The organism is Candidatus Alistipes pullistercoris (assembly GCF_027665465.1).
Taxonomy (GTDB): Bacteria; Bacteroidota; Bacteroidia; order Bacteroidales; family Rikenellaceae; genus Alistipes_A; species Alistipes_A hominis.
The window spans coordinates 257266-281272 of record NZ_JAQDED010000002.1 but is presented as its reverse complement, the minus strand read 5'-3'; the positions used below and the strand labels follow the sequence as shown (position 1 = coordinate 281272).

The 24007-nt window shown below is 56.8% G+C and carries 18 protein-coding genes; 12 read left to right on the top strand and 6 right to left on the bottom strand.

Annotated elements, in window-relative coordinates:
• Positions 1-21 precede the first annotated feature (21 nt).
• Both lpdA and PGR91_RS04490 read right to left on the bottom strand, forming a co-directional pair.
• Positions 22-1380, bottom strand: coding sequence for a dihydrolipoyl dehydrogenase (lpdA, locus tag PGR91_RS04495; RefSeq protein ID WP_118656319.1), 1359 nt, complete (start codon positions 1378-1380; stop codon positions 22-24).
• Between the two features lie 72 nt (positions 1381-1452).
• Positions 1453-2796, bottom strand: coding sequence for a dihydrolipoamide acetyltransferase family protein (locus PGR91_RS04490; RefSeq protein WP_118457964.1), 1344 nt, complete (start codon positions 2794-2796; stop codon positions 1453-1455).
• A 319-nt stretch (positions 2797-3115) separates the two neighbouring features.
• Between PGR91_RS04490 and PGR91_RS04485 the strand changes: the two genes are divergently transcribed.
• From PGR91_RS04485 to PGR91_RS04430, 12 genes are all read left to right on the top strand, one after another.
• A complete protein-coding gene (locus PGR91_RS04485) occupies positions 3116-3823 on the top strand; it encodes a GntR family transcriptional regulator (protein WP_055205462.1) in 708 nt (235 codons plus the stop codon).
• Between the two features lie 38 nt (positions 3824-3861).
• The gene (locus PGR91_RS04480; RefSeq protein ID WP_259336728.1) at positions 3862-4836 is read left to right on the top strand and encodes a KpsF/GutQ family sugar-phosphate isomerase; all 975 of its coding nucleotides are present in this window, start codon (positions 3862-3864) and stop codon (positions 4834-4836) included.
• Between the two features lie 215 nt (positions 4837-5051).
• The gene (locus PGR91_RS04475; protein ID WP_118656315.1) at positions 5052-5966 is read left to right on the top strand and encodes an AraC family transcriptional regulator; all 915 of its coding nucleotides are present in this window, start codon (positions 5052-5054) and stop codon (positions 5964-5966) included.
• A gap of 117 nt (positions 5967-6083) precedes the next feature.
• Positions 6084-7169 (top strand): hypothetical protein, encoded by a 1086-nt coding sequence (locus tag PGR91_RS04470; RefSeq protein ID WP_101571090.1) that lies wholly within the window; start codon positions 6084-6086, stop codon positions 7167-7169.
• 86 nt (positions 7170-7255) lie between these two features.
• A complete protein-coding gene (locus PGR91_RS04465; RefSeq protein WP_118656313.1) occupies positions 7256-10354 on the top strand; it encodes a glycosyl hydrolase in 3099 nt (1032 codons plus the stop codon).
• Between the two features lie 26 nt (positions 10355-10380).
• On the top strand, positions 10381-11790 hold the full coding sequence (locus tag PGR91_RS04460; RefSeq protein WP_118656311.1) for an L-fucose/L-arabinose isomerase family protein: 1410 nt from the start codon (positions 10381-10383) through the stop codon (positions 11788-11790).
• Between the two features lie 23 nt (positions 11791-11813).
• A complete protein-coding gene (locus tag PGR91_RS04455) occupies positions 11814-13019 on the top strand; it encodes a hypothetical protein (protein WP_147387386.1) in 1206 nt (401 codons plus the stop codon).
• A 79-nt stretch (positions 13020-13098) separates the two neighbouring features.
• The gene (locus tag PGR91_RS04450) at positions 13099-15435 is read left to right on the top strand and encodes a hypothetical protein (protein WP_182424234.1); all 2337 of its coding nucleotides are present in this window, start codon (positions 13099-13101) and stop codon (positions 15433-15435) included.
• Positions 15436-15652: 217 nt separating this feature from the next.
• On the top strand, positions 15653-16174 hold the full coding sequence (locus PGR91_RS04445) for a YtfJ family protein (RefSeq protein ID WP_055205470.1): 522 nt from the start codon (positions 15653-15655) through the stop codon (positions 16172-16174).
• Between the two features lie 129 nt (positions 16175-16303).
• Positions 16304-17545: a BamA/TamA family outer membrane protein gene (locus PGR91_RS04440; protein WP_055205471.1), complete on the top strand. Its 1242-nt coding sequence runs from the start codon at positions 16304-16306 to the stop codon at positions 17543-17545.
• Positions 17545-19302, top strand: a complete 1758-nt coding sequence (locus tag PGR91_RS04435; protein ID WP_118656306.1) for a phosphoethanolamine transferase — start codon at positions 17545-17547, stop codon at positions 19300-19302. The genes PGR91_RS04440 and PGR91_RS04435 overlap by 1 nt, the downstream gene beginning before the upstream one ends.
• Positions 19303-19350: 48 nt before the next feature.
• Positions 19351-21288, top strand: a complete 1938-nt coding sequence (locus tag PGR91_RS04430; protein ID WP_118656304.1) for a PCMD domain-containing protein — start codon at positions 19351-19353, stop codon at positions 21286-21288.
• 164 nt (positions 21289-21452) lie between these two features.
• Here PGR91_RS04430 and PGR91_RS04425 read toward each other — a convergent pair whose 3' ends face one another.
• The 4 genes from PGR91_RS04425 to PGR91_RS04410 are packed head-to-tail and all read right to left on the bottom strand — an operon-like array spanning position 21453 to position 23999.
• Positions 21453-22142 carry an RluA family pseudouridine synthase gene (locus tag PGR91_RS04425; protein ID WP_101571076.1) on the bottom strand — a complete coding sequence of 230 codons (690 nt, stop codon included), beginning with the start codon at positions 22140-22142 and terminating at the stop codon, positions 21453-21455.
• Between the two features lie 17 nt (positions 22143-22159).
• Positions 22160-22621 (bottom strand): cytidine deaminase, encoded by a 462-nt coding sequence (locus PGR91_RS04420; protein ID WP_101571074.1) that lies wholly within the window; start codon positions 22619-22621, stop codon positions 22160-22162.
• Positions 22622-22632: 11 nt separating this feature from the next.
• Positions 22633-23304: a tRNA (5-methylaminomethyl-2-thiouridine)(34)-methyltransferase MnmD gene (mnmD, locus tag PGR91_RS04415; protein WP_055205476.1), complete on the bottom strand. Its 672-nt coding sequence runs from the start codon at positions 23302-23304 to the stop codon at positions 22633-22635.
• Positions 23301-23999 carry an SIMPL domain-containing protein gene (locus PGR91_RS04410; RefSeq protein WP_101571617.1) on the bottom strand — a complete coding sequence of 233 codons (699 nt, stop codon included), beginning with the start codon at positions 23997-23999 and terminating at the stop codon, positions 23301-23303. Before PGR91_RS04410 ends, mnmD begins: the two co-directional genes overlap by 4 nt.
• Between the last annotated feature and the right edge of the window lie 8 nt (positions 24000-24007).

Here is a 24007-nt window from a genome sequence, read left to right as displayed (position 1 = left end):
TTTTAATTAGTTGTTATTCGGTTAGAAAGCAAAAATGGTTTCTTTGAAAATTTCGGATACGGTCGGGTGCGGGAATACGACTTCCTGCATCTCTTTGAGCGTCATTTCCTGTTCGATGGCCATGCAGGCGCCGTAGATGATCTCGCTGCACGGGTTGCCGAGCATGTGTACGCCGAGCACTTCGCCGTATTTGGCGCCTACCAATACTTTGCACAGGCCGCTACCGCCTTCGTTTTCGGCGACGAAGCGTCCGGCATAGGCCATCGGCAGTTTTGCGATGCGGTATTCGATACCTTCTTTTTTAGCCTGTTCTTCGGTCAGTCCGACGCCGGCTACTTCCGGATTCGTATAAACTACGCCCGGGATCGCGTTGTAACGCATGACGTCCGGACGGCCCGTCAGGTTGTTAACGACTACTTCGCCCTCGCGGCTGGCCGTGTGCGCCAGCATCGAGAATCCGGTCACATCGCCCGCGGCGAAGACGTTCGGCACGTTCGTGCGCATCTTGTCGTCCACTTTGACCGCGCCGCGGTTCAGTTCCAGACCGAGGTTTTCGAGGCCGATGCCCGCCGTAACGGCGCGACGACCGACGCTCATCAGGATCTTGTCGCCTTTGGCCGACAGCGTTTTGCCGTCTTTGTCTACATAGACCACTTCGTTGCCGCGAATTTCGGTCACTTTGCAGTTGAGATTGAACTTGATCCCTTTCTTTGCGTAAATATCCTGCAACATCGAACTGATTTCGCCGTCCAGTCCGCCGAGGATTTTCGGCAGCATCTCTACGACGGTCACTTCGGTGCCGAGGCTGTTGAAAAAGCTCGCGAACTCCATCCCGATTACGCCTCCGCCGATGATTACCAGCAATTTGGGTTGTTCTTTCAGGTCGAGGATTTCGCGGTTCGTAACGATCACGTCGCCGGCTTCCTTGACGCCCGGAATCGGCGGAACGAAAGCTTCCGAACCGGTGCACAGTAGCAGGTTTACCGCATAGTACGTTTCGCCGTTGCACTCGATCTCGATTCCGTTGGCCGAGCGTCCTTTGATTTTGGCTTCGCCCTTAACGACCCGCACCTTGTGCGCTTTCATCTTCGAACCGACGCCGCCCACCAATTTTTTTACTACTTTATTTTTGCGGTCGACGATCTTGCCGAAATCGAACGTCGCGCCCGGCGCGCTGATTCCGTATTTGTCGCCGTGTACGGCGTAGTCGTATACTTTGGCGCTGTAAAGCAGGGTTTTGGTCGGGATGCATCCTTCGTTCAGGCAGACGCCGCCCAATTCCCTCTTTTCGAACAGCACGACGTTCAGCCCTTTCGCACCAGCGCGTTCCGCAGCCACGTAGCCGCCGGGACCGCCTCCGATAATTGCTAAATCAATCATTGTATTTCGGTTTATAGTTTTAAGTGATGAACTCCGAAACGCCTTCAGTGGCGTTTCGGAGTCCGGTTGGTTTTACAATTCGAATTCGAGGTTTTCGATCTCCGTGGCGATCTGTTTCACGAAACGGGTCGCTTCGCCGCCGTCCAGCGCGCGGTGATCGTAGGTAAGGCTCAGTCCGATGTGCGGAACGAAACCGTAGACTCCGCCGCCGAGGTCTTTCGGACGCGGAACGATCGTGTTCACGCCGAGGATCGCAACTTGCGGCAAATTGATGACCGGGGTAAAGATCTCTACGCCGTAGTTGCCGAGATTCGATACGGTGAACGAAGCGGCTTCCGAAGAGAGCAGATCCGGATCGATCGAGCCTTTCTTGCAGGCTTCGGCGACCTCTTTGAGCTGGCTGGCCAGCCCCTGGATCGACAGGTCGTCGGCATTCTTGACGGTCGGAACCATCAGGCCGCGTTCGGTATCGACGGCCAGTCCGAGGTGCACCTTCGAGAAGTTGCGGGTGCTGTCGCCGAGGAAGTGGGCGTTGACCTGCGGGAACTTCTTGAGAGCCTTGATAACGGCCATACATACCATGTCGTTGAGGGTGATGTTGGTCGGGTAGCCGTTTTCGACCGCTTTTTTGACCTTCTTGCGCAGCGCCATGATGCGGCGGGCGTCGGCGCTGAGGTGGTGGGTAAGCTGCGCCGAATTCTGCAACGAAGCGTGCATCGCCTTGGCGATGATTTTGCGCATGTTCGAGATCGGCTTGATTTCGCTGTCGGTGGCGTAAACCGAATTCTTCAGCGCGCCTACGTCGGCACCTTTGGCCATGCCGGCCAGTCCGCTTCCGGCCGTCGGAAGGGCTGCTCCCGTCTCTTTGATAATGGCTTTGGCCAGGGGCGTGGTTTTCGGAGCGGCTTCCGCGGCGGCTTTTACGTCGCGTTCGATCACGCGGCCGTGAGGGCCCGTTCCGGTCAACGCGGCAGCGTTGACGGCTTCTTTTTCTGCCAGCGCTTTGGCGCGCGGGGATACCGGCGACATTGTCCCCGAAGGAGCTGCCGCAGGCGCTGCCGCCGGTGCGGGCGCTGTCGTTTTTACTTCGGCGGGCGCTACCGTGGCCGCTGCCGCCGGCGCCGCAACTTCTGCTGCGGGAACTGCGCCACCCGGACGGAATTCGTCGGTGGATTCGCCTTCGTTGCCGATCACCATTACGTTGGTCAGCACCGGTATTTCATCGCCGTTGTCGAAAAAAACGTCCAGAACCGTTCCGGCTACCTGGGCTTCTTCTTCGAAAGAGGCTTTGTCCGTTTCATAGGCGAAAAGGATGTCTCCCACCGCTACGGTGTCGCCTTTTTTCTTTTTCATTTCGGTCAGGATACAGCTTTCTACGGACTGTCCCTGCTTCGGCATGATAACTACTGTTGCCATAATTTAGGTTTAAGTATGTTGGTTTTAAATTGTAGTTTTTGGAAAATCATTGCAAAGTTACAACAATAACTTAGATATACAAGTGATTTTGATAATTTTTTTTAAGCGTTGATAACAAGCGTGTTATTGAAAATATTAATACTTACAAGTTTGTAGCTTGTATATACAAATTTGTTGACTTGGAATTTGGAATAACAGAATACTTTGTCTACTTTTGGACTGCCCGGCGCGCGGTTCGGACGGTCGCCCGATCGCAGTATCCGGTTGACCGATAAGCCGGTTCGTCGGCGTGCGGGGCGATTAATTCAGAGAAGTTGTTATGGGCAATTTGCCGCAGTATAAACAAATGTACGAAACGTTGCGCGGACAGATCGCGTCGGGGGAATTCCGTCCGGGCGACTTGCTGCCGTCCGAGCACGACCTTTGCCGGCAGTACCGTCTGGCGCGGCCGACCGTGCGCAAGGCGCTCGACCAGTTGGTCGCCGACGGGTTCATCGTCAAGCACCAAGGCAAAGGCAGTATCGTCAAAGGGGCGCCCAAAGGAATCGGCATCCTGTCGCTGACCGGAACGACCTCGGCGCTGAGTAGCGCAAATCTTTCGACGCACATCATCCTGAAGCCGGAGGCCCGACCGCTGGACGAGGCGTTTTCGTTCCCGGTCGAACCGCAGGAGCAGCGGGCCGGCTGTTTTTATTTCGAGCGGCTGCGGCTGGTGAACGGCGAGCCGGTGTTTTTCGATATAACGATGCTGCCCGATATCAACCTGCCCCGTTTCGCCGAATACGATCTCGAAAACCGTTCGCTGTTCGATTCGCTGCGAACGCGCTATCAGATCGTCGTGACCGGCGGAACGCAGCAGCTTTTCGCGATCCGCGCCGACAAGCGGCTGCAGGAGTACCTGAACGTGCGCGCCGGCCATCCGATCCTGCAGTTGAACCGGAAGATCGAGACTAATCGTCCCGGTTTCCATATTTACAGTCAGGTTTTCTGCGCCACGCAGGGCTACGGCCTGATCGGAACTTTTTGATAAGAGGGGGATTCATTGCATAATCGACCGAATTTATTATGAAAAACGATACGAATATGAGTCAGATCAAGCAGTATGCGATCGATACGTTCAACGCCGAGGCGGACGCCATTCGCAACCTGAGCAACCTGTTGACCGACGATTTCGACCAGGCGGTCGAGGCGATACTGGTTTGTACCGGCAAGGTCGTCGTTACCGGCATGGGCAAATCGGGTATCATCGGTAAAAAAATCGCCGCTACGCTGGCCAGTACCGGGACGCCGGCTTTTTTCCTGCATCCGGGCGAAGCCTATCACGGCGACCTGGGTATGATCTCGAAGAACGACGTGGTGCTGGCGATCGCCAATTCGGGACAGACCGACGAGGTGCTGAAGCTGATCCCGTTCATGCAGAACAACGGCAATACGATCATCGCCATTACCGGCAACCCGCAGTCAACGCTGGCTAAAAATGCACATTTTCATTTGAATATCAATGTGGGGCGCGAAGCGTGTCCGCTGAATCTGGCTCCCACGTCGTCGACGACCGCGATGCTTGTGATGGGCGACGCGCTGGCGATCGCGCTGATGAAGATGCGGAATTTCAAGGCGGAGGATTACGCCGTGTTTCATCCGGGCGGAAGCCTCGGACGCCGGCTGTTGACCCGCGTGCGCGACGTGATGCGCAAGGACGGCGTTCCGTGCGTTCCGAAGACGATGACCCTCGGCGAGGTCATCATTGCGATCAGCGACGCCCGGCTCGGGATTGCCGCGGTCGTCGAGAACGGCAAGTTGATCGGTGTGATTACCGACGGGGACGTGCGCCGGGCGATGGCTAAATACAAGGAGAATTTTTTCCGGATCGAGGCGCAGGAGATCATGTCGCGCAATCCGAAAACCATTTCGCCCGATGTCCGCATTACGGCGGCCGAGGAGATGATGCGCGTCAACAAGATTCATTCGATCATTGTGGTCGACGATGCGGGCGCCGTGGCGGGCGTCGTCGAATTTTTCAACGTGTCGGTGCTCGGGTAGCGTTCCGGAATGCCGTAAGCGACCGTCGAAAAGCCCGCGCAGAATTATTCTGCGCGGGCTTTTCGCATATCGGGTCGTGGTATGGGTATTGCGGCGGCTCGGTTGCCGTTTGCGGTCGAATAAGCGGCTTCCGGGGCGGCCGTTTTTGCATTTGCGAAAAAAGAATTAATTTTGAGGACGGCGGCGGGCATCCGCGGCCGCTAAACCGGAATCCGATGGCAACGAAGGATCAGAGCGAGTTCAAATACCTGGTGGCGAACGATCGGGACCGGCTGTGGGGAATTACCGTCACGTCGGTCGGTTTTCAGCGCATCGATGCGGACGAAGCCTATCCTCCGGCCGACCACCCGGCCGGTTATTATTTCAACGTGACCGCCGGCCGGGTGCTCGACGAATACCAGTTGATCTACGTGGTCGACGGAGAGGGCGTTTTCGAATCCGACGGCAAGACATACGCGCTGGCTCCCGGGGCGATGTTCTTGATCTTTCCCGGATGCTGGCATACGTACCGTCCGAACCGCAAAACCGGTTGGAGCGTCTATTGGATCGGTTTCCGGGGCAAGGTGGTCGACGAACGGGTTGCCGGCGGCTTTTTCAGCGGGCGTTCGCCGGTCTACAACGTAGGGATCAGTACGCTGGCGATCGACGTTTACCGCGGCGCGATGCAGGCGGCCGGACAGGAGGGCCCTTATTACCAGCAGATGCTATCCGGCGCCGTTTCGCTGTTGATGGGGGTGGCGCTGAACCTGAATTCCGGCCGGAAATCCCCGAACGACGAGACGTGCGATAAAATCGCCCGGGCGAAGGTGATCATGCGCGATAACCTGTCCGAAAATATCAGCGCGCAGGAGGTGGCCCGGCGGCTGCACGTCAGCTACTCGTGGTTCCGCACGGCGTTCAAACGGCACGCCGGGATGGCGCCGGCGCAGTATATCCTCGAACTGAAACTGTTCCGGGCGATGGAGTTGCTTTCCGATCCGGCGATGACGGTCAAGGAGGTTTCCTATGCATTGGATTTCAACTCTTCGCGTTATTTCTCCAGCTTTTTCCGCAAGCGCACCGGGTACAGTCCGCAGGAGTACCGCTGCCGGCTGCGCGGCAGCGAAGCCACGGACGATCCGCTCGGCTGACGGATCAAAAATCAGAACTTATATATCAATTTTGGAACACGATCCGCGTCCGGTCGTTTTACTTTTGTATGAACGAGGGAGATCGTGCGTAATTTTTTAACCCGAACAGAAATCGTTATGAAAAAGAAACTGTTTGTCGCCGCGGCCTTGCTGGCGGCGATGGGCGCGTCCGGCAAGGGACGCGATGCCGCTCCGAAACGGATCGCCGATTCCGACGGAATCGTCCGGATCGAGGTGCTCGCCTGCGAGGATACGATCCTCCGCCGCGGTTCTCCGGATACGGAAGATATCAAATACGGATTCGAGGGCGGCCGGGTCGTGAAAATCGGAAACACTTATCACATGATTACGTCGGAGATGGTCGGCGATCCGTACTGCGTGCGGATGCGCACCGGCTACTGGACTTCCGAGAACGGGACGGACTGGCGCCGCCGGGCCACGATCCGCGAGTCGGACGCCGATTTTACCGGCGCGTCGCAGCGCGCGGCGATCTGGGGGCCGATGATGGTCTACCATAAAAAAGACAAACGGTGGCATCTCTTTTACGTATGCTATAAGGCGCTTCCGCAGCAACCCGACGTCAATAACCTGAATTTTGACGGCGTGATTCAGCACGCCGTTTCCGATGTAAAAGGAATCGAAGGGATCGGCGGGCCCTATACCGACCGCGAAATATTGATGCGCTACGACGAGAATCCCGATCCGTGGGAGGGACATCAGGGGGTCGATTCGTTTTTCCCGTATCGAATCGGAAAGCAGTGGTACGCGCTGTACGGCAGCGCGACGACCCAGCAGATGTCCACCTGCAGGTGGATGGTCGGGATGGCCCGGGCCGACCGAATCGAAGGGCCGTGGACGCGGATGAGCGAACTGAACCCGGTAGGCCTGGAGAGTTTTGCCGAGAATCCGATCGTGATGCGGCTCGAAAACGGAGTTTATATCGCGATCGTCGACGGCGGTCCGTGGGTCGATAAGCTGGGATATACGTTGTCGTGGGACGGTGTGCACTGGTCGAAACTGCGCCACATCGACATCGAACCGGTCGTGAAAAAATGGTGGACCGCGCTGCGGACGCCGATTTCGCTGATCAAGGAGAAAGACGGCACGTATACGATGTTCTTCACCGCATTTAAGGATTACGACGGCCTGTCGTACGGGGTGGTCAGCAAGTTGAAACTGAAACTTACCTTTCTAAATAAATAACCGTGTCGGGGGAGACGAAGGCGCGCGCCGGTACGGAACGGGGGCTCTTTTCGGTGCGGGCGGCATAACCTACAAATATTGGACGAATGAAAAAAATCCACTTGACCATCCTGTCTTTGATGCTTGCCGTCGGCGGAACTGCCGACGCGCAGGACGGAGCCGACGCGCAATCGGCGCAGCGGCTTTTCGATCAATTCGCCGATCCCGGCAGCGAGTTCCGCACCAAGCCGTTTATGGTGTGGAACACCGAGATTACGCCGCACCGGATCGACCGTATCCTTTCCGAATATAAGGAACAGGGCTGCGGCGGCGTATTTATCCATCCGCGGCTCGGACTGATTACCGAGTACCTGTCGCCGACGTGGAACGAGATGGTGAAATATACGGTGGACAAGGGGCGCGATCTGGGACTCGAAGTGTGGCTTTACGACGAAAATTCCTACCCGAGCGGTTTCGCCGGCGGGCATGTGCCGCGCGAGATGCCGGAAGCGTTCAACCAGGGACAGGGCCTGAAACCGACGGCGGCCGATACGATGCCCGCCGATGTTTCGAAATATTTCGTGATCGTCGCCGAGGAGGACGGTAAATTCGAAAACGTTACCGATCGGGCCGCTTCGATGGCCGGACGGCCGGGCCGGTTTTACCTGTATGAAAAGACTTTTTACCAGCCGTCGCCGTGGTATGCCGGCGGGCCGTATGTCGACTTGCTGGCGCACGGGGTGACCGACAAATTCATGGAGATCACGATGCAGGGTTACGAAAAGACGTTCGGAGGCGACCTGAAGGGAAATGTAAAGGGCGTTTTTACCGACGAACCCGAGATCGTGTCGCCCGGCGGCGTGCGTTGGACGCCCGATCTGTTCGACGTTTTCCGTAGCGAGTACGGTTATGATCTGAGCGACTGCTTGCCGCAGTTGCACGAGGAAATCGGGGATTGGCGAAAGGTGCGTCACGACTATTTCCAGTTGCTCAACCGCCTGTTTGTCGAGCGCTGGGCCAGGCCGTGGTACGATTACTGTGCCGGGAAAGGGATTTCGTGGACGGGGCACTACTGGGAGCATAACTGGCCGCTGGTGACCGGCGTTACGGACAACATGTCGATGGCCGCGTGGCAGCAGGTTCCGGGGATCGACATGCTGTTCAACCAGTTCAATGAAAAGAGCACCGGCGCGCAGTTCGGGAATATCCGGTCGGTGAAGGAGGTGCGGAGCATAGCCAACCAGCTCGGGCGGCGGCGCGTCCTGAGCGAAACTTACGGCGGCGGCGGATGGAACGTGACGTTCAAAGATATGAAACGGCTGTGCGACTGGCAGATGGTGCTGGGCGTCAACTTGGTCAATCAGCACGTAGGGCACATGAGCATGGCCGGGGTGCGTAAGTTCGATTATCCGCCGATGTTCAATCAGAGCGCCGCGTGGTGGAACGACTACCGGGCGCTGAACGATTACATCGCCCGCATTTGCGCGGCGATGAGCCTCGGCGAACAGCGAAACGATATTCTGGTGCTGGAACCTACGACCTCGGTATGGATGTATAACCAGTATTACGGGACTGCGTCTTTGAACCGGGCGATGGAGATCGGGCAGGCGTTTCAGGATTTGGTGACGGAACTCGAACACGCGCAGGTGGAATTCGACCTGGGATGCGAAAATATTTTCCGGACGAACGGAAGCGTCCGCGACGGAAAGTTCGTCGTTGGGCAGCGGGCGTACGGTACTTTTGTCGTTGCGCCGCAGACCGAAAACCTCGAACGCGAAACGTTCGATATGTTGCGCGGGTTCGTGCGCACCGGCGGCCGGCTGATCGCTTTCGGGCATCCGTCCCGCGTGGAAGGCGAACCGTCTGCGGAAGCGGAAGCTTTTTTTGCGTCGGACAGCGTGATTTCGCTGGCGGAATGCACACCGGAAGCGATCGACCGTTATTTGCGCAGCGAGGGCATCCGGTTTGTCCGCCGGGAAGGGGGCGATCTGCACCATCACCGCAGGGAGTTCGACAGCGGCCAGACGCTGCTGCTGGTGAATGCTTCGCTCGACGAAGCATCCGACGTGGAAGTCGCGCTGAACGGGAAACATGCGGTGCGGATGGATGCGCTCGACGGGAAGGTATATGAAATGCCGGTCGAAACGGCAAATGGTGCTGTGACCGTAAAAACCCGTGTCGAACCGGCCGGCAGCGTGCTGCTGTATGTTTCTAACGATCCGGTCGAAGCCCGGAAACCGCAGGTGTCGACGGGCGGTACGCCGTTGCAGGCCGACGGTCCGGTGCGGATCGCACGCCACAGGGACAACGTGCTGCTGATCGATTTTATCGATTTGCAAAACGGGGACAAGCAGTACAAAGATATTTATTACAACAATGCAGGCGCGGAAGTGTTCCGCAACGCCGGGCTGAGCGGGAATCCGTGGTTCTGGGCGATGCAGTACAAACAGGATATCGTGAACATGGATCTTTCTGCCGCGCCGGGCTTTACGGCCGCCTACCGTTTTACCGTTTCGGGTACCGGGGTGGACACGAAGTCGATGAAGATCCTGGTGGAACGTCCCTGGCTGTACACCGTGAAAGTGAACGGCACGCCCGTGCAGGCCGGCGAAGATTGGCTGCTGGACGAAGAGTTCAAGTTGATCCCGGTCGGAAAATACGTGCATTCCGGAGAGAATACGGTCGAACTGGTCGCCGCTAAAACGACCGTCCATACCGAATTGGGCGCCGTCTATGTGCTGGGCGATTTCGAGGTCGTACAGCGCGGCGACCGCTGGACGATCGTGCCGGCGGCCCGTTACGGTCCGTTGCGGAACTGGCAGGCGCTCGGTGCGCCGTTCTACCCGTGGGAGATGAAATATGCGAAACGCTTCAAAGTGAACGGCGTTGCCGGGAAAAGCTATTACGTAAAGGCCGACCGCTGGACGGGGTCGCTCGTCGAGGTATGGGTCAACGGCCGTAAGGCGGGCATCGTTTTCGCCGAGCCGTATACGCTCGATGTCACGCCTTTCGTCCGGAAAGGGAAAAACGACGTCGAACTGCGCGTGGTGGGAAACATGGAAAACCTGATCGGTCCGCACCACGTCGCCTACGACGGCATCGTCGATCCGAACCGGTGGAACGTGCCGCAGTTGCGTAAGGCGTCGGAATATTTCCTGACGCCGTTCGGGTTGCAGGAGGATTTTGCGCTCGTCGAATGCGAATGATTATTTTTTGAAAACGAATAAAAAACATGAAAATCGGACTTTTTGGAATCGGACTGAATACTTATTGGGGGCAGTTCGACGGTTTGCTGGAACGTTTGCAGGGCTACCAGCGGCAGATCGCGGAAAAAATGAGCGGCATGGGGGCCGAGGTGGTCGACGCCGGGATGGTGGATGACCCGGCGAAAGCGGACGCCGCCGCGCGGCGGCTGAAAGAAAACGATGTGGAACTGGTGTTCCTGTACATATCGACTTACGCGCTGTCGTCAACGGTGCTGCCGGTGGTGCAGCGGCTCGGCGTGCCGGTGATCGTGCTGAACCTGCAGCCCGCCGCGGCGATCGACTACGATTACCTGAACGGCATGGGCGACCGCGGTCGGATGACCGGCGAGTGGCTGTCGCACTGCCAGGCCTGCTCGGTGCCGGAAGTGGCCTGCGTGTTCAACCGGCTGGGACTGAAATACGACATCGTGACCGGATACCTGGCCGAGGAGTCCGTCTGGGAGCAGATCGGAGCGTGGATCGAAGCGGCCGGTGTAGCCGCCGCGATGCGTCGGAACCGGATGGGGGTGCTCGGCCATTACTATTGCGGGATGCTCGACGTATATACCGACCTTACGCGGATGTCCGGCGTATTCGGGACGCATGTCGAACTGCTCGAAATGTGCGAACTGAAAGAGCTGCGCGACCGCGTGACCGATGCTGAAACCGCCGCTAAGATCGAGGAGTTCCGTTCGACTTTCGACGTAGCCGCCGATTGCGAACCGTACGAGGTGGAACGCGCCGCGCGGACTTCGGTCGCGCTCGACAAATTGGTGGAGGCGCACCGGCTCGGCTCGATGGCTTATTATTACGAAGGGGCCGCCGGCAACGAATACGAAAATATCGTGACGTCGGTGATCGCCGGCAATACGCTGCTGACCGGCCGTAACATTCCGGTCGCCGGCGAGTGCGAAGTGAAGAATGCTCATGCGATGAAGATACTGGCCGAATTCGGGGCCGGCGGGTCGTTCTCGGAGCCTTATGCGATGGATTTCGACGACGACGTGGTGCTGTGGGGACACGACGGTCCGGCGCATTTTGCGATCGCCGAAGGCCGCGTGGGACTGGTGCCGCTGTCGATCTATCACGGCAAACCGGGCAAAGGACTTTCGATCCAGATGAGCGTCCGCCGCGGACCGGTGACGCTGCTGTCGGTGGTCGAGGGCCGCGACGGGGTGTTTTTGCTGACCGCCGAAGGAGAGTCCGTCGAGGGTAAGGTGCTGCAGATCGGCAATACGAACAGCCGGTATCGTTTCCCGATCGGCGCCCGCGCCTTTATGGACGGATGGGCCAAGGCCGGGCCTGCCCACCACTGTGCGATCGGTATCGGTCATCTGGGCGATAAAATCGAAAAACTGGGTTTCCTGCTGGGCATCCCGGTGGTGAAGGTATGCTGAGCCGGCGGAAAATAACGGGCGACTTGCTCGTTCTGTTGACCGGCGGACTGTTGGCGCTGGCGCCGGCGGGTTGCTCCGTATCCGGCGCCGCCGGGCGGCTGACCTGGGATCGTAAGCCGGTGCTGGATCATTCGCCCCGGTTTCCTGCCGGGGAGTGGGAGCGTCCGCAGCGGGTTGTGCTGGAGGGCTTTCTGCACGCTTATCAGCCCTGTGTGATCGAGACGGACGATTCGGAATATCCTTACCGGATGTGGTTTTTCGGCTGGATCGTCGATCCGACGAATCCCGAATATCCCGGCTGCGATGCGATCTACCATGCCCGTTCGCGCGATCTGGATCGTTGGGAGGTGCTTTGTAAAGACGGCAGTTGGAGCGACGACCGACCGGAGGATTGGGCCTCGACGCTGTTCGCTTCGACCGACGGCGACCGGCATTATTACCATGCGTGGCATGTGGGCGATCCGTCGGTCGTCTTCCGCGACGGGGTGTATTACATGGCTTTCAGTTCGACGTCGAAACCGCTGGACGGGCCGCTTGCGGGGTATCCTTCCGGGATGATGTTGTGCGTAATGGGGGCTACGTCCGTCGATGGGGTTCATTGGCACAAGCGCGAAGAGCCGCTGCTGATCGCGCAGTGCGATTCGGTGTTCCCGCCCCGGGCCGCCGCCGCCCGGGTAGGCGACTTTCACCGGCCGACGCTGATGTGGGACGAGCAGCAGCAGGCGTGGAAGCTCTATTTCGACTATTACAACGCTTCCCTTCCGGGGAACTGCCATATGGGGCTGGCTGAGTGTCGGGGCGATTTCCGGACGGGGCGTTTCGATTTTGTCCATTCCCTCGACGAACCGCTGCTCGACAATTGGCCCAATCCGGAAGTGGTTAAGATCGGCACGGGTTACTACTGTTTTTCCGATCCGCCCGGTTACGCTCCTGCGGATAAGACTCCCGGGCGCTTCGAGGGATGGGACAGCCGCCAGCTCCGGACGGCTTTTTCGGCCGACGGGCGGCATTGGGAGAAGGGCGAATTTATCCCGCCCGATCCCGGAATCGCCGCCTGCCAGGTGCCGCAGACCTTCGTCTGCCGCCGCGACGGCAAATGGTGGCTCTACCTGTTCTATGCCACGCAGATCGGCCGCCGGGACAACGGCCGTCGGTACGAATGGTTCCGCGAAGGGGAGTACAATTGGTTTTACGACCAGATCCGCTATATGCGGCAAGAGATCAAATGACAGAAACGTCGGGAGAACGTTTCGTAAATCCGTCGGCGGGATTTCGAATGAAAAACTGAACTTAAACCTAATATCAAAAATGAAATCGTTGAAAATAATTTGCGCGATCCTGTGTGCCGGACTATCGTTTCCGGCTGCTGCTGCGGGGTCGCAGATCGGAGAACGGTTGATGTGGACCGACGCGGCAACGGCCGCGCCCGATATCCATGTCGGTTTCCGCGGAACGTTTACGCTTGACTCGGACGCCCGCGTCGACCTGCGGCTGAGCGGGGCTTCGTGGTATGTGGTCTGGATCGACGGGGAGTATTTTACCGAAGGGCCCGACCGTTATACGGCGGCTTATCCGGAGTACCAGCTTCGTAGCGTCGATCTGAAAAAAGGAAAACACACGATCGCCGTGCAGTTGCAGTACGAAGGGGTCGTTACCCGCATTCTGCACCCGATACAGCCGTTCCTCTACCTGGAGGCTGCGGTCGGAGGCAAGGAACTGCTGATCGACTGGCGCTGCCAGCGACTTGCCGGTTATAGCTCGCAGGTGCGCCGGATCAATCCGCAGTTGGGGTGGATCGAGTGGCTCGATACCCGCGCCTTGCAAAAGGATTGGCAGCAGCCCGCCTACGACGATTCGTCGTGGGGAAAGCCCGTTTTCGTCGAACGCGCGATCGGGGAATTCGCCGCATCGAAGATCGCTCCGGTCAAAAGCTTGAAGATCGAACCGAAGCTGATCGCCTCCGGCGAACTGGCCGAAGTGTTCGGTTATCCGGGCGATAATCCGGGGGCCAGCTTTTTCCTGCGCGACTTGTCGCCGGAACGTTATCCGGGGCAAGGCGTTTGGCGGCGTTACGATCTCGGCCGGGTACGCCTGGCGCGTCCCGACCTGGTGCTCGATCTGCCTGCCGGAGCTGTCGTGGAGATCGCTTCCAGCGAATTCCTCAGCGACGGCCGCGTCGCCCCGTGGATCACGCTGTCGGCCGGGGATTCCTATAATATGTACCGCTTTATCGCCCGCGGCGGCGAGCAGCGTTTTTTCCCGCTGATCCCGCACGGGGGCCGTTTCGTCGAAGTGCATGTGATCGCGCCGAAGGACAGCGTGCGTTTCGTCGACGAGTCGTTCGTCGAAAGGGGGTATTACGACCGTGCGGACGGCAGTTTTTCGAGCGCGGACGATCTGCTCAATACGATTTGGAACACCGGGATCGAGACCTACAAAGCGTGCAGCGAGGATGCCCTGATCGACAATCCGACCCGCGAGCGCGGACAGTGGCTCGGCGATGTCGGTATCGTCGGCATGGAGATCGGGGCTGTCGGTTTCTCCGATATCGGTATCGTGCGCCGCGGCTTGGTGCAGTCGGCCCAGTGCGCCAATCCGGAAGGCCTGGTGGCCGGACTGTGTCCCGGCGGGGAGTCTTACATGGCTTCCTATGCGCTGCAATGGGTTCCGGCCTGCCTGAATTACTGGCGGCTGACCGGCGACCGCACGGTGCTCGACGAATTGTTCGCCGCGGCCGAAAAGAACGTCGCCGCATTCGATCCGTACCTGACCGATCAGGGAATTACCAACGATTGCCCTTACTGGAACTTCATCGACTGGGGGTACGTAGCCAACGATGGCGGCAGCGATATGGCGCTGAACCTGCACTATATGATTGCCGTGCAGACGATGACGCGCTGGGCGGCCGAACTGGGACTCGAAGACAGGGAGGCCTACTACCGCGAAAAAGCCGCGAAGTTCAGCGGAATACTGGATCGTTACTACGCGCAGTACGGGTACGATTGGGATAAGATCGGATACCACCGCACAGTACTCGGCATGAAGGCCGGACTGATTCCGCAGCAGTACCGTCCGGCGGCGGTCGCTTTTATCAAAAAACATATCTTAAACTGCTTTCCGAACAACCCGGACGCTCCTCGGTTGAGCGATCCGGCTGCGAACAACCCGCAGTTGATTACGCCCTATTTTTCGCATTACGCTTTTCCGATCCTGTTCGAGAACGGGGAGACGGATTTCGTCCTCGATCAGTACCGCAAATGCTGGGGCTGGGCGTTGGGCGAAGGGCGCACGACTTGGGTGGAAGTGTTCGATACGCGTTGGACGCATTGCCACCAGTGGGCGGGAGCGCCGACCTGGCAGCTTTCGCGCTATGCGCTGGGGCTGAATCCCCGGTTCGACCGCGCAGTGAATTCGTTCGACCTGACGCTGCACGTCGGTTCGCTCGATCGCGCCTCGGGTAAAATTCCGTTGCCGTCGGGCGCCGTCGTCGGGGTCGACTGGACGCTGAAAGACGGTACGGTCTATTATACGGTCACCGCTCCGGACGAAGCGGTCGAGATTTTCACCGGGCAGGGAAAGAAAAAAGTGCAGGTGAAAGCCAACACTTCCCGGACGCTCGAACTGCCTGCGGTTTCGTCCCGGTAACCGGGGCTTCGGGTTTGGTTTCGGAGTGCGGATCATTTTACAGGATCCGCACTTTTTTATTGTAACTTTTTTCCGGCTTTCCCGTTTAATTCAGATAAAGCGGTTGGCTCGTGTGAGGATTGTTTTAAAGGGATGAGAAAATAGTCGAAAACGGGAAAACTTTTTTAGTTTTCCGTTTTTGGCCTATATTTGTGAATCCATTTAAAAATAAAATCGTATGAAACGTTTAAATTACCTGATTTTCATGTTCATGATGGTCTCCCCGGCGTTCTTGTCCGCTCAGACTGCTACGGTCGGATCGAAAGTAGGTCCTGTTAAAATATGCGATCCGAGCAACGAGCCTGTGGAGCTGCCGTATTTGGGCAAGAAAAACCTGCTGATTTTTTACGTGGACCCCGATAAGGCCAATCAGAATAAGGAGTTCCGCGAGAACCTCGAAAAGAACCAGATCGAGAGCGACAATATATACAGTTTCGGCGTGGTCAATCTCAAGGATGCTCCGTTGCTGCCGAATGCGATCGTGCGGGCTATGATTCGCAAAAAAGTCAAACAAACGGGAGCCGCGATCTATACCGATCCCGATTACATGCTGCGCGACGGGTGGAATCTGGGGGACGTGAACGATATGTTCGTGTTGATTTTCGTGAACAAGGACAAAGAGATCGAGTTTTTGTCGAAGGGGGAGCTTTCGCAGAATCAAATCGATGAATTTTACAGAGTTATCAATAAATACAAGTGATAGCTGAATTGTGGCGATTATTCACTACTTTTGCCCGCAAAACGAACGGGGGACAATGTTTTCTCTGTTGAAAAGTTCCTGAATATGGAGACCACGAAGAAAATTTTGTTACTTGTATTGACAGTTTGTATGAATTTTGCGACGGTTTCCGGCCGGACGGCTGCGACCGGCGGATCGGAAGGAGAGACGGCGGAGGCTGCGGCCGATTCGACGCTGTACCTTTCGAACGACACGATCGTCAAACCGTCAGGGGATACGACGGTGAAGCATCTGTACGTGACGCGGTTGAAGAAATCGGGGGATACGGTGGTGAGGAAGAATAATTTCTTCAGGCGTTTTTATCGCTATTTCGAAACCGCCAACGAAGATAAGACCCAAACGAAGAAGCTGGACTTCAGTATTATCGGGGGGCCGCACTATTCGTCCGATATCAAACTGGGAATCGGGATCGTGGCTGCCGGATTGTACCGGGTCGATAAAAAGGACCTCAGCATACAGCCGTCGAGCGTCTCGTTGTTCGGGGATATTACTACGACCGGTTTTTATCTGCTGGGCGTGAGTAACAATACGCTGCTCAAAGGGGGAAAGTACCGGGTCGGTTTCTCGACCTATTTCTTTTCGTTCCCGAGCGCGTTCTGGGGAATCGGTTATGACAACGCTACGTATGCGACTCCCGGCAGCTACAAGCGATTGCAGAACCAGGTGAAGGCGGATTTCATGTTCCGGGTGGCGAAGAATTTCTATCTCGGCGTCGATGCGAGTTTCAACTACATCGAAGGGAAGGATTTTTCGGACGTCGGTTATCTGAGAGGGGAAGCTACCCGTTATATCAATACCGGCGTGGGAGGCTACCTGATGTACGATACGCGGGATTTTATTCCCAATCCGTGGCGAGGGGTTTATGTGAAGCTGGAACAGCGGGTTTTCCCCGGTTTCTTCGGGAACAAAGGGGCGTTTTCGCGTACCGAACTCCAGGTGGACGCTTATCATCAGGTGTGGAAAGGGGGCGTTATGGCCTACGACCTGTACGGGGTGTTCAACTACGGCAATACGCCGTGGACGATGCTCGCCCTGATGGGGGGATCGACCCGGATGCGCGGATATTACGAAGGCCGTTACCGGGATAAGCAGATGATCGAGATCCAGGCCGAACTGCGGCAGAAGATTTACGGGCGCAGCGGGATCGCCGTTTGGGTGGGAGCCGGCAACGTCTTCCCGAGCCTGAACAAGTTCAACCCGGCGCATACGCTGCCCAACTACGGGATCGGTTACCGCTGGGAGTTCAAAAAGCGGGTGAACGTCCGGTTGGACTACGGTTTTGGAAAGAAGGGACAGAACGGATTTCTGTTCAGTATTAACGAAGCATTTTAATGAAAAAGATGATAAATCGGTTTTTCAGCGGATTGAAACGGGTGCTTGGGCTACAGGAGACCATATCGGTCGTTTACGTGGCGATCATGCTGCTGCCGAACCTGTTTCTGGCCATTACAGAGCCCTATTCGTGGAGTACCGTGCTGGGGTCGATCCTGCTGCCGGCTACGTTTTATTTGTTGGTGTCGGTATCGCTGCCCCGTCCGGGCGGCGTGATGCTGTGCACGCTGCCGCTGATGATCCTCGGCGCGTTCCAGATCGTACTGTTGTATCTGTTCGGCGGGTCGATCATCGCGGTGGATATGTTCACGAACCTGTTTACGACCAATGCGTCCGAGGCCGGCGAGTTGTTGGCGAACATCTGGCCGGCGGTCGTGTTCGTCTGCGTGATCTATATTCCGCTGTTGGTGTTGGGGGTGCGCTCTCTGGTTATCAAACGGCGGCTCAGCGGGGTTTTTCGCCGTCGCGCGCTGTGGGCGGCGGCGGCGTCTTTCGTGCTCGGCGGGATTTTCGTGCTCGTTTCGACGTTCGCCCATCCGGGATTCGGCGTGAAATACCATGTTTTTCCGATCAACGTGATTTATAATATCGACCTGACGCTCGACCGCTGGTCGCAGAGCGAAGCTTATCCGGAGACTTCCCGCGATTTTCGTTTCGACGTGACGCGAAGCCGGCAGGCCGACGGCCGCGAAATCTATGTGTTCGTAATCGGCGAGGCGTCGCGCGCCGCATCGTGGAGTCTGTTCGGCTACGAACGCGAAACCACGCCCCGTTTACAGCAGCGGGTCGGCGACGGCCTGGTGCCGTTCCGCGATATGCTGACGCAGTGCAATGCGACCCATAAGAGCGTGCCGATCCTGCTCAGCGCCGTTTCTGCGGCTAATTACAATGATATTTTCCAGGAGAAAAGTATTATTACGGCTTTCAAAGAGGCCGGATTTAGGACGCTGTTCATATCGAATCAGGTTCCGAACCGTTCGTTGATCGACTTTTTTTCCGAAGAGGCCGACAACCGCATCGACATCAGTCCGCGCGAAGGGCAGTTGTATACCGATAACCGTCCGGACGGGGATATGCTGTCTTATCTGCGGGACGTGATTGCCGAGAACGACGACAATCTGTTCATCGTACTGCATACCTACGGGTCGCATTTCGATTATACGAAACGCTATCCGGCCGAATTCGCCCGTTTCGTGCCCGATCATGCGTCGGCGGTAAACCGCGAGAACCGGGATGTCGTTTGCAACGCTTACGACAACAGCGTGTATTATACCGATTATGTATTGGATCGGGTGATTTCGTTGCTGGACAGCGCGCGGGTTTGTTCGGCGTTGTTCTATTGCGCCGACCACGGCGAGGACCTGATGGACGACGACCGCGGACGGTTCCTGCACGCTTCGCCAACGCCGACCTATTATCAGTTGCACGTGGCTGCGCTCGCATGGTTTTCGGACGAATACCGGGCGCAATTCCCCGAAAAGTATCGAAATGCCGTGGCGAACCGCGATAAGCCGTCGACGACGGGTTCGGTTTTCCACGATCTGGCCGACATGGCGTTCCTGCAGAGCCGTTACATGGATTCGACGCAGGCCTTTACCAGTTCGGGTTTCGTGTTCAATCCGCGCAGGATGTACCTGAACGACCATAACAAGGCGGTGGAATTTTATAATTCAGGCCTGCGTCCCGAGGATTTCGAGATGCTCGACCGACATCATATCGAATACGACAAGGCTCATGTCCGGGATATCCTTTATTAGGAAGTACGATTTATACGTCAAATAATTTTAACAAAAACCAATTTTATTATGAGAAAAATTTTATTAGCGTCGCTCGCGGCCGTTTTCACGCTGGGGCTGATGAGTTCCTGTTCCAAGGACGATGACGGTCCGGGACCTGATCTGACCGATTATGCAGCCAAGATCGCCGGTATTTTCAAAGGCGATATGACCGTAGCGCTCGGAGAGGCGCAGCCCGGCGCACCGACTACGGAAAAGATTTACGTTACCCGGACCGGGGAGAACAAAGTGACCATGGAGATCAAGAATTTCACGTACGAAGGCATGAGCCTGGGAAATATCGAGATCAAGGACGTTGCCGTGGCTGCGACCAAGGCGACGGACGCTTCCGCTGCCTATAAATGCGCGGTAACCGGAAAAGGCACCGTTTCGATTAACCTGAACGGGGTGCCGTTGACGGCCGATGTGGAGGTTTCCGGGACGGTTGCCAACGATAAGGCCGATATCAAGATCGTCGTGGACGCTGCGGGTCTGAAAGTCAATGTCGGTTTTGCCGGCGACAAGATCGGCGCGGATACTCCGGACTATGCGCTGGATATCGCCGGGACCTATACCGGGAAAATGATCGTTACCGTAGGCGACACCCCCGTCGGCCCGACCAAACAGGAGATCGTTTTCGCGCGTCAGAACGAGAATGTGGTGCAGATGTCGATGGAGGATTTCTCTTTCGGCGGCGCCTCCCTCGGCAAGATCGTTTTGAGTGACGTGACCGTTACCAAGAAGGATGCCGGATATACCGTTGCCGGCGAAGGCGACGTGAAAGTATCGCTCGCCGGAAATCCGTTGACCGTCAAGGTGAAGTTGGAAGGTACGGTGGAAAATAAGGCGACCGAGTTGGTGATGACGATTAACGTCCCGGGCGTGGGCGATGTCAAAGCCGAATTTACCGGCGCGATCGAATACGTTCCGAGCGACCAGGCCGAACTGCTGTCGATCGAATTCGCCGACAATGCGAAAGTTGCCGTGCAGCCTGCGACGACGGACGGTAAGAATTATACTTTTGCGATGACGGCCGACGCTACGGCCGACGACCTGAAAGGATTGGTTCCGACGATCGTGGTATCGGAAATGGCTACCGTCGTACCGGCGTCGAACAAGACCGTCGATTTCTCGCAAGGCGCCGTGGACTTTGTCGTTACGGCCGAGGACGGAACCACTACGGCTACCTATACGGTGGCTTGCGTCGGAAAACAGACCAGTCTGGCCAGCTTTGAAGAATGGGAAAAGGAATATCTGGTTTTGTTCCCTGGAGGAAGCCCGATGGAGGTCGGGATGCAGCCGATTGCTTCATCAGGTTGGGCAACCAGCAATTCTGCAGCAATGATTCTGAGCGATGTGCCGTATAAACCTGTCAGTCCGATCGATGCAGGCTATAAAGGTAAAGGTGCACAGATTTATTCGATCGATGCCCGTACGTATTACGAAGCGTTGCCGACGATGGTGCCCGCTCTTGCCGCAGGTTCGTTATTCATAGGCGAATTTAAGCTGAATATGACAAATACGTTGGCAAGTACTCGTTTTGGTGCTCTTTGCGATACGAAACCTACATTCGTAAGCGGATATTACAAATATGCGCCGGGCGATAGTATGATCAACAATATCGGCGAAGCTCTCAAAGATGCCGGAACGGACGAGTGTTCGATCGTGGCCGTATTGTATGAAGTGGAAAACGAGGAGGACGAAACGCTCGATGGTAGCAATGTCCTGAATGATTCGCGGATCGTTGCCAGTGCAATTATGACTTCCGGTGAACAGAAAGATTTCAAGCAATTCGGTCTGGAACTGAATTATACCGGAGAATACAATCCCGCGAATAAATATAAATTTGCGATCGTATGTTCGTCGAGTAAGAACGGAAGCGGCTATAAGGGTCCGGAAGGAACGGTACTCGGTGCACGGGGAAGTATGTTGATCGTCGATGAAATTTCCGTTTATTCTGCATTTTAAGACTCTCCTTTGATCAATAAAAACAGGCGAAAGAAATTTCGCCTGTTTTTTTATGGGGATCTTCCGGAAGATTTCTGCCTATTTTTGAAGGTTGTACGATTCCGTTTACATCTGTCGTCTTCCGGCGGAAGTGAGATTTGCGAATGCGTTTATTTGTTGTCCGTTTATCCGAACGTTTCGGCGAACTTCCACAGGTTGTCCTGCTGCGGTACGGGAGCCGTGACGCGTAAGGGTTCCTTGCGCACCGGATGGATGAATTCGATACTCCGCGAATGCAACGAGATGCTGCCGTCGCGGTTCGAACGCGCGGCGCCGTACTTCAGGTCGCCGCGAATCGGGCAGCCGATCTTAGACAGTTGCGCCCGGATCTGGTGGTGACGGCCGGTCAGCAGTTCGATTTCGAGCAGGTGGTAGTGCGTGCCGCTGCCTTTCAGCCGGTACCTCAGTCGCGCTTCCTTGCTTCCCGCTGTCGGACGGTCGTACACTCTCGATTTATTCGTTTTGCCGTCGCGGACGAGGTGGTGCACCAATTCTCCTTCGGGTTGTTGAGGCCGGTTCTCGGTCAGAGCCCAGTAGATTTTACGGATTTCGCGGTTTTTGACCAATTCGTTCATACGCGTCAACGCCTTGCCGGTCTTGGCGAAAAGCACGGCTCCGCTGACCGGACGGTCGATGCGGTGCACGACGCCGAGGAACACGTTGCCCGGTTTGTCGTCGCGCACGTGGATGAACGCTTTGATTTCGTCTTCGAGGGTCGGATCGCCGGTCGTGTCGGGCTGCACCAACTCTCCGGAACGTTTGTTGACTACGATCAGGTGGTTGTCTTCGTACAGGATAGATTCGGGATTGAACATGGTTCGGGTTGAGATGATTATTCCAGTTCGAATGTAAACGGCAGCAGCAGTTTCGCTTCTTCGACGACGATCGCCCGGCCCGCTCCGCTCATCACGATCCGAATCGGCGCCTGTTGCCTTTTTTCGGCGTCGGCGATCACTTGCCGGCATGCGCCGCACGGGGTACACTCCCTCGGCGACGGCGCCGAGGCGATCGCCATCGTCCGGATCGTTCGGCCCGGACGGTTCGCCTGTACGTAATAGAGCAGGCTGCGTTCGGCGCACATGCCGGACGGGAATACCTCGCTCTCCTGGTTCGAAGCCGTCAGGATTTCGTCGTCATCGAGCAGCACGGCCGCCCCGACGCGGAATCCCGAATAGGGCGCATAGGCCGAACCGCAGGCTTCCGCGGCTTTGCCGATCAGCAGGCGTTCCTGCTCCGGTAGCTCCTGCTGCGTCCGGTATTGCCGGAAATCGAAACAATGCTTTTTTGTCTCCATCGTCGTTCGGTTTAGTCTTCTGAGCCGGTGTCGGATCGCTCCGGTTTAACGGCGCGTACCATGTGGCGTTTGCCGAGCGCTCCCGGCAACCGCCTGACTTCGAAGCCGGCCGCGCGCAGGTTCTCCTTTACCAGGCCTTTTGCCGAGTAGGTGACCAGCGTGCCGCCCGGGGCGAGACAGGCATACAACCGTGCGAATAGTTCTTTGCTCCACAGTTCGGGCTGGGTGTCCGGGGCGAATGCGTCGAAGTACACCAGATCAAAGGTAGTGTCAAATCGGTAATCCTCCAACGCCGCCTCTACTTTTTTCAATGTAAAGCGTTCGTCGATGCCGACCGGGACGTTCCACGCCGCGTCGTGCAGCGCCCGGAACAGCGGATCGGTCGCATAGCTCAGTTTTCGGGCAGTTTGCGGATCGACCGGATAGCGCTCGACGGCTTCGTAAAAAACCGTACGGCCTTCCCGCCGTGCGGCCTGCGCCGTCAGCCAGGCGTTCAGCCCGCTGCCGAATCCGGCTTCGAAGATCCGGACGTGCGGCGACTCGCTGCATAAAAATCCTTCGCGGATAAAGACGTGTTCGGATTCGCCGACCGCGCCCCGCACGGAATGATAAGCGTCACCCGTAACCGGGTGACGCAGGGTCGGGGAACCATCCCCGGTAATTTCTATTTCGGGCCGGATCAAAGTCCCAGGATAAAGCGCACCATGACCGAGTGCTCGATCTTGATTTTCTGGAATTCCAACTGCGGAGCGGCTTCCTCTCCCGCAGCGTCGGCTACGGCCATGCTTTTGGCCATCAGTACGTTCGCATAGGGGCGCATGTTGAATCCGTAATCTTGTACGAAAATCGCTTCCTTAGCCTGCTGTCCGAGCGCCGCCGCCAGCACTTCCGCGTTTTTGCGGGCTGCTTTGGCCGCGTTCGTGCGTACTTCCTGGCGCAGCTCCTCGATGTTCGAAACGTCCGTCTTTTCGATGTTCACGTCCGAAATACCGGCCGTCTGCAACGCCTGGAACGCCTCGCCGAGTTGCTGGGCGCTGTTTACCTTCAACTGGTAGGCCTTGGTCGAAAGGATTGCGTTCTTACGCAGGAAGTAGGTTTGCAGATCGCTGGACATATCTTGTACGACGAGGTTCTTTTCGAGGTCGATGCCGATTCCCTTAAGTTGTTTGAACATCTCTTTTTCCTGCTGGTCGACCGATACTTTGCCTTTGTTGTCCTTTTCGTTGATGACGATACGCAGGTAGATTTCGTCTGGAACGACTTCCATTTCGGCCTTGCCGGTCACTTCGATATAGGGTTGGTCGATGTAATTCTTTTCCTGTGCGAACAGCGATCCGGCGAGCAATACGGCCGCCACGGATACCATCAGTTTTTTCATAGTCATTC

What these genes read in the sequence shown, in the direction of transcription:
- PGR91_RS04480 (WP_259336728.1), top strand. Translation starts at nt 3,862, where the DNA reads ATGAAAAACGATACGAATATGAGTCAGATCAAGCAGTATGCGATCGAT.
- PGR91_RS04420 (WP_101571074.1), bottom strand. Translation starts at nt 22,621, where the DNA reads ATGGAGACAAAAAAGCATTGTTTCGATTTCCGGCAATACCGGACGCAG.
- PGR91_RS04440 (WP_055205471.1), top strand. Translation starts at nt 16,304, where the DNA reads ATGAATTTTGCGACGGTTTCCGGCCGGACGGCTGCGACCGGCGGATCG.
- PGR91_RS04485 (WP_055205462.1), top strand. Translation starts at nt 3,116, where the DNA reads ATGGGCAATTTGCCGCAGTATAAACAAATGTACGAAACGTTGCGCGGA.
- PGR91_RS04435 (WP_118656306.1), top strand. Translation starts at nt 17,545, where the DNA reads ATGAAAAAGATGATAAATCGGTTTTTCAGCGGATTGAAACGGGTGCTT.
- PGR91_RS04475 (WP_118656315.1), top strand. Translation starts at nt 5,052, where the DNA reads ATGGCAACGAAGGATCAGAGCGAGTTCAAATACCTGGTGGCGAACGAT.
- PGR91_RS04430 (WP_118656304.1), top strand. Translation starts at nt 19,351, where the DNA reads ATGAGAAAAATTTTATTAGCGTCGCTCGCGGCCGTTTTCACGCTGGGG.
- PGR91_RS04425 (WP_101571076.1), bottom strand. Translation starts at nt 22,142, where the DNA reads ATGTTCAATCCCGAATCTATCCTGTACGAAGACAACCACCTGATCGTA.
- lpdA (WP_118656319.1), bottom strand. Translation starts at nt 1,380, where the DNA reads ATGATTGATTTAGCAATTATCGGAGGCGGTCCCGGCGGCTACGTGGCT.
- PGR91_RS04450 (WP_182424234.1), top strand. Translation starts at nt 13,099, where the DNA reads ATGAAATCGTTGAAAATAATTTGCGCGATCCTGTGTGCCGGACTATCG.
- PGR91_RS04410 (WP_101571617.1), bottom strand. Translation starts at nt 23,999, where the DNA reads ATGAAAAAACTGATGGTATCCGTGGCGGCCGTATTGCTCGCCGGATCG.
- PGR91_RS04445 (WP_055205470.1), top strand. Translation starts at nt 15,653, where the DNA reads ATGAAACGTTTAAATTACCTGATTTTCATGTTCATGATGGTCTCCCCG.
- PGR91_RS04470 (WP_101571090.1), top strand. Translation starts at nt 6,084, where the DNA reads ATGAAAAAGAAACTGTTTGTCGCCGCGGCCTTGCTGGCGGCGATGGGC.
- PGR91_RS04490 (WP_118457964.1), bottom strand. Translation starts at nt 2,796, where the DNA reads ATGGCAACAGTAGTTATCATGCCGAAGCAGGGACAGTCCGTAGAAAGC.
- PGR91_RS04460 (WP_118656311.1), top strand. Translation starts at nt 10,381, where the DNA reads ATGAAAATCGGACTTTTTGGAATCGGACTGAATACTTATTGGGGGCAG.
- PGR91_RS04465 (WP_118656313.1), top strand. Translation starts at nt 7,256, where the DNA reads ATGAAAAAAATCCACTTGACCATCCTGTCTTTGATGCTTGCCGTCGGC.